This is a genomic window from Synechococcus sp. WC101, assembly GCF_047461555.1.
Classification (GTDB): Bacteria; Cyanobacteriota; Cyanobacteriia; order Thermostichales; family Thermostichaceae; genus Thermostichus.
This window is the reverse complement of record NZ_JANSHG010000114.1, coordinates 1-8,460: the sequence shown is the minus strand read 5'-3', so window position 1 is coordinate 8,460 and position 8,460 is coordinate 1. Positions and strand designations below refer to the sequence as shown.

The 8,460-nt window shown below is 60.0% G+C and carries 8 protein-coding genes; 6 read left to right on the top strand and 2 right to left on the bottom strand.

The features are described from left to right. Together NW809_RS08795 and NW809_RS08790 are read right to left on the bottom strand one after the other, a co-directional pair. The coding region (locus NW809_RS08795; protein ID WP_414401957.1) for a type I restriction enzyme HsdR N-terminal domain-containing protein at positions 1–496 on the bottom strand (496 nt) is incomplete at its 3' end. Between the two features lie 46 nt (positions 497–542). Then, on the bottom strand, positions 543–2,750 hold the full coding sequence (locus NW809_RS08790; protein ID WP_414401956.1) for a phosphoketolase: 2,208 nt from the start codon (positions 2,748–2,750) through the stop codon (positions 543–545). A 724-nt stretch (positions 2,751–3,474) separates the two neighbouring features. Here NW809_RS08790 and NW809_RS08785 point away from each other — a divergent pair. The 6 genes from NW809_RS08785 to NW809_RS08760 all read left to right on the top strand — a co-directional run bounded on the left by NW809_RS08785 (position 3,475) and on the right by NW809_RS08760 (position 8,256). Then, on the top strand, positions 3,475–3,900 hold the full coding sequence (locus NW809_RS08785) for a hypothetical protein (RefSeq protein ID WP_228375410.1): 426 nt from the start codon (positions 3,475–3,477) through the stop codon (positions 3,898–3,900). Between the two features lie 534 nt (positions 3,901–4,434). After that, on the top strand, positions 4,435–5,490 hold the full coding sequence (locus NW809_RS08780) for a leishmanolysin-related zinc metalloendopeptidase (RefSeq protein ID WP_414401955.1): 1,056 nt from the start codon (positions 4,435–4,437) through the stop codon (positions 5,488–5,490). 95 nt (positions 5,491–5,585) lie between these two features. Then, a complete protein-coding gene (locus NW809_RS08775) occupies positions 5,586–5,873 on the top strand; it encodes a hypothetical protein (protein ID WP_099834676.1) in 288 nt (95 codons plus the stop codon). Between the two features lie 64 nt (positions 5,874–5,937). Continuing rightward, complete coding sequence (locus tag NW809_RS08770; RefSeq protein WP_414401954.1) at positions 5,938–6,276, top strand: hypothetical protein; 339 nt, start codon at positions 5,938–5,940, stop codon at positions 6,274–6,276. Then, the gene (locus NW809_RS08765) at positions 6,276–7,169 is read left to right on the top strand and encodes a DMT family transporter (protein ID WP_011429349.1); all 894 of its coding nucleotides are present in this window, start codon (positions 6,276–6,278) and stop codon (positions 7,167–7,169) included. Before NW809_RS08770 ends, NW809_RS08765 begins: the two co-directional genes overlap by 1 nt. Positions 7,170–7,173: 4 nt before the next feature. Then, positions 7,174–8,256 carry a glycosyl transferase gene (locus NW809_RS08760; protein WP_414348137.1) on the top strand — a complete coding sequence of 361 codons (1,083 nt, stop codon included), beginning with the start codon at positions 7,174–7,176 and terminating at the stop codon, positions 8,254–8,256. Positions 8,257–8,460 lie beyond the last annotated feature (204 nt).

The window sequence follows — 8,460 nt, the reverse complement described above, 5'->3', positions numbered from 1 at the left end:
GAGCGCGCTCATAGTTTTCTATCTTGTCTCGCAAGTTACGCACTATGCTCTCAATGTTATCTGGGCTAATATCAAGGTTTGCTGTAGCGGGGTGAACGACTTTTCCGTGCTTCCTCCAAAGCTGGATGTTATTTGCATTGGTGATAATTCCCCATTTTGCAGATTTGCAGTTCTTGGCAAGCAAGTAACTTTCTATCTGACAAACTGCATCTCTATAGTAAGATCCTTCTCTGAGATTAACTGCTCTAGATTTTGCCTCCAAAAGCAAGTAGGGATTCTTCGGGGATCTCAAGAAAATATCTTCAGGATCTCCGTTCTTTCTTGCTGCGAGATCGACCTGGCCGCAACCTGTCTCGAATTCTTCTCTAATTTCCGACTCGTCAAAGCCAAGCGCCTGCAGGAGAGGAACAGCAAAGCGTTGGACAACAATTCGCTCTACCCTCTCGGTGGGAGATATACTCTCAAGCTTCTCTCGGAGATAGCTAGCCTCAGTCATAGGAAAAAATAAGGTGGACAATGCTGACCAAGCTAAAAGCTCGCCCTCAGCCTAGCAATTGCTTTGCCCTCTCTGCCAGCGCCTGAGCTGTCAGGCCGTTGTAGTCCATGAGTTCCGTAGGGGTGGCGGTGGTTTCGCCACGTTTCCAGGCAAAAAGGTCGCGCGGGCCGGTGTAGCGCAACAACAGGGGCTCCAACATCAGGCTGGAGCCGCCGGTCACGCCGATAAGGGCTTCCCCGGCAAACCAGGCGGCAAACTCCTGGTCAGACATGAACTCCCCATCGGGTTGGGCACAGGTAGACCAGGCTATATCGCCGGGGCGATAGAGACGGCGGGGGTTGACCACGGAAACAATTTTGCTGCCGATCCCCTGGGCTTGGAGCTGCTCAGCCGCGGCAAACACCGGCAGGAGGATCATATCCCCCACCACGGCAAAGACCACTGTGCGGGATCCGGGCACTTCCTGCAGCACGGTGCAGCCCTGCTCTACTGCTTGGCGAGCCTGTTCCAGGGTGGTGCGGATGGGCAGGGGGGTTTTGCTGGCAAAGATCGGGATCCCTTTGTTGTAGGTAGACAAGGCCCACTCGTAGGCGGCTTGGGCGCAGTTGGCGTCGGGGGGAAAGAGGGGGAAGATGTTGCCGTTGCGCATCATGGCCGCCAGGTAGGCTTCAATTTCCGGGCGTTGGTGGGTCCAGCCGTTGCGGCCTTGTTCCAGGGCTCCGGCGGTGTAGAGAGCAATGGCGGAAGGGGTGGGGCGGCGCAGCTCGGCCATCGCCTGGGTCACCGTCTGCCAGATGGGCAGGCCGTTGACGGCAAAGGATTCGTAAGAACACCACAGGGAGCGCCCGCCAAAGAGCGCCAGGCCTGCCGTCAGGCCGGCACAAGCATCTTCGCTAAGGGGTTCGTAGACCTGCCCTTGGGGCTGTTGGTTGTAGAGGGGATCCGCCGTGGGGTGGATCACTTTCAGGCCCTGGTTGACATTGGCAAGGCCAGAGGCCTCATTGCCGTCAGCGTTGGCCACCAGAAAGTCGGGGTCTTTCTGCCCCACCTGTAGCACCAGGGCGCCGATGGCAGTGGTGGAAACCTGCTTATCGCCGAGGGAGAACTCGGTTAAGTTGAGGGATCCCAAGGGCGGCAGAGGGCGGACGAATTCGGTTACCACCACCTTGGCTGCCGGCCCGCCAGCAGCCCGTTCACAATTTTGGCGCACCAGAGCCCAAGCGGCTGGGTGCAGGGCCCGTGCCTCCAGAGCGGCCACGATGTCGGGGTGATCCAAGGTGTGGTGGGCGTAGAGGTTGTGGGATTTGGATCCCTTGGCGTGCACGCCTGCCCCCTTCAGTTGCTTGAGGATGAAAACCGTCAGGTGGCCGCCTAGAGCGCACTGGATGGCCCGTTCCATCTCTACCAGCACTCTTTGGACAAAGGCCAAGCGGGCTTCCAGGGAAAATTGGGTGCTATCCACGTAGGGGCCAGGCTGTTGGGCATCGTCGAAGTCTTTGGCATCCACCAGCACCACTTCCTCAAAGCCGTTGCCCCGCCAGTACTCGGCCATCTGAGCGTTGGTGAAGGTAGAGATCATGCTGTGGTGCTCTTGGCTGTAGCCGTTCCAGACCAGCACCGGCAGGAAGTTGGTGCGCTGCGGGAAGGCGGTGTGAAAGTGGATCATGGAGCTCATCACGTAGGGCTCCCCCAGGCCCCCATCGCCGATGGTGACGGGGAAGAGACGGTCTGGGTAAAGCAGAGCGGCGGCCATAGCAAAGTGCTGCCCCTGCCCCAGCGGCCCTGCTGGCGCCCGCAGGCCGGGGATGTAGCCCGACAGGTGCCCCAGCAGCCCTTCTCGTTCCCGAAAGCGGGCCTGCAAGTCGGCGACGGTGTGGATGCCCATTTCTGATAGGGATCCATCCAAGAACATGGCGGCATAGAATCCGGGCGCGTGGTGGCCCACTTCGGTAGGGATGTTCTTTTGGCCCAAGTACACCAAAGCGGCGTAGGCTTCCGCTTGGCTGGCAAAGCCGCCCGGGTGGCCCGAGGCTTTGCTGGCGGTCATCTGCAGCGTGAGATAGCGCAGCGCATCGGCATAGAGCAGGGTTTGGTAGGCGGCCATGCGACTGCCCGGATCCCGCAGCTTGCCGGTGGCAGCATCCACTGCAGGCTCCTGACCCAGGCGGTCGAATTCCGGCCAGGGATCGCCAAAGTAGCGGATCCCTTCGCAAAAGGCGGGGATTTGGGCGGTTGCCTCCTGAGCCAGCGTCATGGTCGAGCCTCACTCTTTGTCGGGTTACTCCTCACTTTAAACCTAATAGAGCCTCTTGGATGTTCTAAGCAGAACTCGTCTAACTGAGGCTACCCCTCTCGGCCCCCAAGTTGGTCAAGCGGTGGGTGGTGCGGCCCAACAGGCTGTTGGCAAGCTTTCGTCATCGATGACAGACGATCTGGACAAGTAAATCAAAAGGGTAGCCAAGATCCATCCTAGGGCAGAGGTTCGGTCGCGATGGCCCGTCCTCACCCTTACCTACAATATCTAGTGTCTCAAACCCTTTAATCACCTATTTTTCCACAATATACAGATGAAAATCTGCTGGCTATTGACCAGTTTCCCTTGTCCTTTACCTGGGAGGGATCGGTGCCCCTTTTTGGAAAGCTGTGGTACATTCGAGGGAGGCCAGAACTGAGCCTTTCCGAGAAGCAGGCTAGAGGCTTTTTGGAGCAAAGCAAAGGGCTGTACTGCAATGGCTTAAGTTTGTAGGGCTGTTGACTTTTTCTCGTCTTGATTGCCTGAGGTTCTCTGGTTTTGTTTGCCCAAGTCTTAGACTTGTGGGGGGTTGCTATTTTCTAGAGGATTTGCGATGGTTGCTAGCTGTTGTTGAGCATTACTTCTAATTGCTTCTTGCCTGTTGTCGATCCGCTTGCTCCCCAAGACCGACTGCTCCATGACAGACACTCGTCCTTGTGCCCCCTGTATCGTAGATAGCGGAATTTTGGTTAATAAGCGGGATATTTACCGTCTTCTGGCGGATCTGGGGCGGGTTCGCTACTTCGATATTGTCGATGGTCGGGTACGAAAGCAGGGGGAGGGCTATGTGATGGAGGTGTTTCAGGATGCAACGGCGGCTACCTTGGTGGCCAATCGCAGCCTTTATCTCAACCTAAACAGCTTTGACTACGCCTGCTTGCGGGATCCCTCCCCCTCGGAGGTGGCAGGCCTGGAGGGGGAACGGCCCAGTGTGGTGATCGATCTGGTTCAAGAGAGCCGCATCTTGCGTTTGGTGCCTTTGTCGGATCCGCTATCGGATCCTGCGCAGTTGTGGGCGGACACTCAGGCGTTGCGGGCGGCAGCAGCGGACGCTTTGGGGGCGGGTTGGAGCCTAGAAGAGGAAGACGGTTCTTCCGACCTGCTGGATTGAAAGGGCTCAAAAAAACGTGCCGCCAGGCCCATCTTCGCTCACTCTTGAGGTGACTGTTATTATTCACACTCCCACTGCCTAAAGGCAGGGGATTCTTACGCAGTCCAGGAACGGACTCGCAAGGGGGCTGTCAAGACGCTTCTAGACAGTTCCTTGGGGCAAAGCCCCAAAGTTCTGCCTACTTAGCAAGTTAGCTGAGACATCTCCTGGGCGCTTGCCCCTACTCGGGTTTTTCACCGTTTTGGGTGCTTGCCTAGGAAGGGCACGCCTCATCAACAATCACACCATTGGCGAGCAACTTGCTTACGGGCTTTTCCTCGCCGCACTAAAATACGGGGCTACCAAGCTATCCTTGCTGTGTCATTCAGGCCCCAGTTTTTGTTCATGAGGATCCACAGAGGTTTCCCCAGCCTCCTAGACATCGCCCATTGAGAATGGGTATGGGTGGCAGAGCCCAGGGCCAATCCTGCTCGGCAAATGGAGGCAACCGGTATGATCTGTCTGGGCTGTGGGGCTTTTGGGTTGGGAGGCAGTGTGAAGGATTTTCGGAAGCTTGGCGGCAGAACGTGGAGCTTGCGCCCGATCGGATCCCTGGTGGCGATGCTCTTGCTGCTGGCGCTCAAGGCTTGCGGGGGAAGTGGTGGTTCCTCTTCGGTAAGTGTCATTCCTACTCCCATTCCAACCATCGTTCCCACCTCTACTCCAGCTGTCGTCCTCACCCCTACCCCGACTGTTCTGCCTTCGCTGACGCCTACCTCTGTTCCCCAGTTCACGATCGACCTTCGCTTTCCCGACAACAGCCTCACTCCCAGTCAGCAAGCCATTGTCCGCAGCGCGGCCTTGAGATGGCAGCAGATCATTGTCGGGGACCAGCCAGATTTGCCCCCCACCTCTATTCAGGCCGACGCATGCAATCGGGGATTTCCCAGCACGCCGCTCAATTTCCCCATTGACGATCTGTTGGTAGAGGTGAGGGCGAGAGACCTAGGCAACGAGCGGGTTTTGGGGGGGGCGGCTCCTTGCTTTGTGCGGGCCTCGAATGGCTTGCCGTTCTATTCAATTGTGCTCTTCAACAGCCAAAACCTCTCGGCTTTGGAAGAGCGGGGGGATCTGCCCATTACTGCCCTGCACGAGTTGGGCCATGCGCTTGGCTTTTTGCCCAGCGTCTGGGATCCCAAGGGGCTGACGGTAGGGTTGGTGAGGCGGGATCAGCCGACGCCGCCGGGCTATGACCCCCGCTTTATCGGCCCGCGGGCAGTTGACGCTTTTATCACATTGGGGGGGAACGCCCCTTCTGTTCCTTTAGAGAATCAGTTTGGGGAGGGATCCCGCGATGCCCATTGGCGGGAGAGCGTCTTGGGCCGCGAGCTGATGACCAGCCGCCTCGACCAGGGGGTGCCCAACCCCTTGAGCATCCTCACGGTGGGAGCCATGGCGGATATCGGCTACGCGGTGAATCCGGCGGCAGCGGATGGCTTTGAGCTGGGGCGCAGCCGGCGCTTCTCGGAGCCGCTGGAGCTGCAGGAGCTGGAGTTGGCCCTGCCGCTGCGGCGGTTTGATGCCACCGGCAGGCAGGTATGGGATCCCTGAGTCGAAAAAAGCATATCTACCTATAGCCAAGCTGCCCGTTCTTAACAATAATGAATGGCCAGTTGCAGAACTTTACGACATCGGCAAACTCTTATATGGGCATCCTCAAAAAGCTGTTCGGCGGTCTTTTTTCCTTCTTTGGCATTCTCTTCGGCGGCCTCGTGGATTTTGTTACCGGCCCTTTTCGTCCGGCGCCTGCCCAATCCGCTCCAACCCAGTCCTCTAGCCCTGCGGCAACGGCTACGCCTGCCAAGCCCAAGGTGGTGGTTGAGAAGCCGTTTGTGCCCAACGAGATCCCGGCTCCGCGTCCTAACCGTCGCCCTGGGCCGGCTCTGGATCTGTTCCGCGCCATGGCCCAAGAGATCCCGTCGGCGCGGGCCTAGCCTGCCGGGTTTGGGGAGCAGCCCGTAAGATGGAGATGGCGCTGGATTCTGGAGACTGCTCCCTATGTCGGATCTTTCTTTCTCAGAACAAGAACGGCTAAGACAGCTTGAGCTTGAACTGGAGCAGGCAACTGGGGTCTCTGGGGAGCTGAGCTCGTCTCAGGGGAGAAATGCCATTCGCGCTTGGGCTGAGACGTGGGGGCGTCCGCTGCTGACGGTTTTGGCCATTTTGGGCTGTATCCTGCTGGTGGGGCTGATCTTCCGGGTTTTCGGCACCGTTCTCAAGTGGACGGTGGTGGCGGGGCTGGGCTATCTGCTCTACGTTTGGGTGGTGGCGCCGCGGCTGGGCCTTTCCACCGGAGCTAGGCCAAAGGCGGACGACAGGGATCTGGACCGCTTTTGATGGGCAGGGATCCCTGGCGGGCTTATGCCTACCTGGCGGCAGCTATCTTGGGCTGGGCCACGGCGGCCAGCGCCTTTAAGTTTGGCCTGCAACACCTTGCGCCAACGCTTTTGCTAATTTTTTCCGCGTGCAGCTCCTGCCTGATCTTGGGGATGGTTCTGGTGGCTACAGGGCGGGCGCATCTTGTCCGCCAGCAGAAGCGATCCCAGATTGCCTTGTCGGCGCTGCAGGGGCTACTTAACCCGCTTGGCTACTACGGGGTGCTGTTCCAGGCCTATGATCGCCTCTCGGCCCAGGCGGCGCTGGCTTTGAATTACACCTGGCCGCTGCTGCTGGCTCTCTTGGCGGCGCCGCTGTTGGGGGAGCGCCTGCGCGGGCGGCTGCTGCTGGCTTTGGGCATGAGCCTAGTGGGGGCGGTGCTGGTGGCCACGGGGGGATCCTGGGACACCTGGCAGGTGGAGGATCCCTGGGGGGTGGGGCTGGCGGTGGGCAGCGCTGCCATTTGGGCCCTCTACTGGCTGCTCAATGTGCGGGATGGACGGGACGCGGTGCTGAAGCTGTTCATGGGGTTTGTCTTCGGCAGCTTCTACTGCCTGCTGCTCTTGCCGTTTCAGGAGCTGAGGTGGACAATGGCGGGGCTGGCCTGGGCAGCCTACATCGGCTTGGCGGAGATGGGGTTGACTTTTGTGTTTTGGCTGCGGGCCCTGGAGCTGGCCCACGAGCGCGGATCCCTGGCCAATTGGGTCTATGTAACGCCATTCTTGTCGCTGGGGCTGATTGGGGTGCTGTTGCGGGAGCCGATCGCCCCGGGATCGGTGCTGGGCCTGGGACTTATCTTGGCCGGCAACCTCTGGGGATCCCGGCGGGAAAAACCTCAGCCTGTTCTTTCTTAAGGCTATGGCGGTGAATCCCATTCCTCTCTATGTAGCGGCAACGGCCCACGGGTTTGGGCACGTCACCCGGCTGGCGGCGGTGGTGAACACTTTGCGGCGGCAGGATGCGCAGATCCTGCCCATTTGGGTGACGCCGGCCCCCGCCTGGCTGCTGCAGCGCTACGGGGAAGGGGAGTTTGTGCACCGGCCGCGGGGTTTGGATGTGGGGGTGGTGCAGCCGGATGGCTTGCAGGCGGATCTGCCGGCCACGCTGGCTGCTCTCAAGGCGTTTCAAGCGGGGGCTGCCGACCTCATCCGGGAGGAGGCCGAGTTCATTCGCAGCCAGGGGGTGCCGTTGATCCTGGCGGATGTGCCCCCCATCGCCACCGCCATTGCCGAGGCCGCCGGGATCCCCTGCTGGATGGCCAGCAACTTCGGCTGGGATTTTATCTACCAAGACTACGGCCCCCAGTTTCAGCCCTTGGTGGCCTGGATCCGCGAGCTGTACGGGCGCTGCCAGCGGCTGTTTCGCCTGCCCTTTGCCGAGCCTATGGCCGCCTTCCCTCACCAAGAGGCAGTGGGGCTGACGGGGTCGGATCCGCGCTACTCAGGAGAGGAGGTGGCCCGGCGCCTGGGGCTGGAGCGGGAGCGGCCCACGGTTTTGTTAACCTTTGGCGGGCTGGGGTTGCAGGGCTTGCCTTACGAGCGGCTGGCGGATTTTCCCGACTGGCAGTTTCTCACCTTCGACCCAAAGGCTCCTGCTCTGCCCAACTTGCAGATTCTAGACGGCCAGGTGTGGCGGCCGGTGGATGTCATGCCCCTCTGCCGTTGGGTGGTGTCCAAGCCGGGCTATGGCACCTTGGCAGAGGCGCTGCGCTGTGGCACGCCCATGGCCTGTGTCAACCGGTCGGGGTTTGCCGAGTCGCCCCTGTTGGTGGAGGGATTGCGGCGCTACGGATGGCACCGCATCCTCTCGCCGGAAGAGTTCTTTGCGGGATCCTGGGACTTCCTGCGGGATCCCCCCTACCCACCCCAGGCGTCGGAGAAGTTGGATCGGGGGGGCAATGAGGCCATTGCCGGCGCTATTGCGGCCTTCCTGGGGCAGTAGCATAGGGAGCAGCTTCTTGGAGCGGATCCCATGGCCGGCAGCACGACCGAGTCTTTGCGGCAAGTCTACGAGGAACTGCCCTATCCCAACGTGCCCGTTGAGGCCTCAGGGCGCAACGCCATCGGCAGCCTATACCGCTCAAGCTGGACGACGGCCCAATACGCCCGCACCCGCGCCATCCTGCCCAGCGAGGGGATCGCCATC

What these genes read in the sequence shown, in the direction of transcription:
- NW809_RS08790 (WP_414401956.1), bottom strand. Translation starts at nt 2,750, where the DNA reads ATGACGCTGGCTCAGGAGGCAACCGCCCAAATCCCCGCCTTTTGCGAA.
- NW809_RS08760 (WP_414348137.1), top strand. Translation starts at nt 7,174, where the DNA reads ATGGCGGTGAATCCCATTCCTCTCTATGTAGCGGCAACGGCCCACGGG.
- NW809_RS08765 (WP_011429349.1), top strand. Translation starts at nt 6,276, where the DNA reads ATGGGCAGGGATCCCTGGCGGGCTTATGCCTACCTGGCGGCAGCTATC.
- NW809_RS08775 (WP_099834676.1), top strand. Translation starts at nt 5,586, where the DNA reads ATGGGCATCCTCAAAAAGCTGTTCGGCGGTCTTTTTTCCTTCTTTGGC.
- NW809_RS08770 (WP_414401954.1), top strand. Translation starts at nt 5,938, where the DNA reads ATGTCGGATCTTTCTTTCTCAGAACAAGAACGGCTAAGACAGCTTGAG.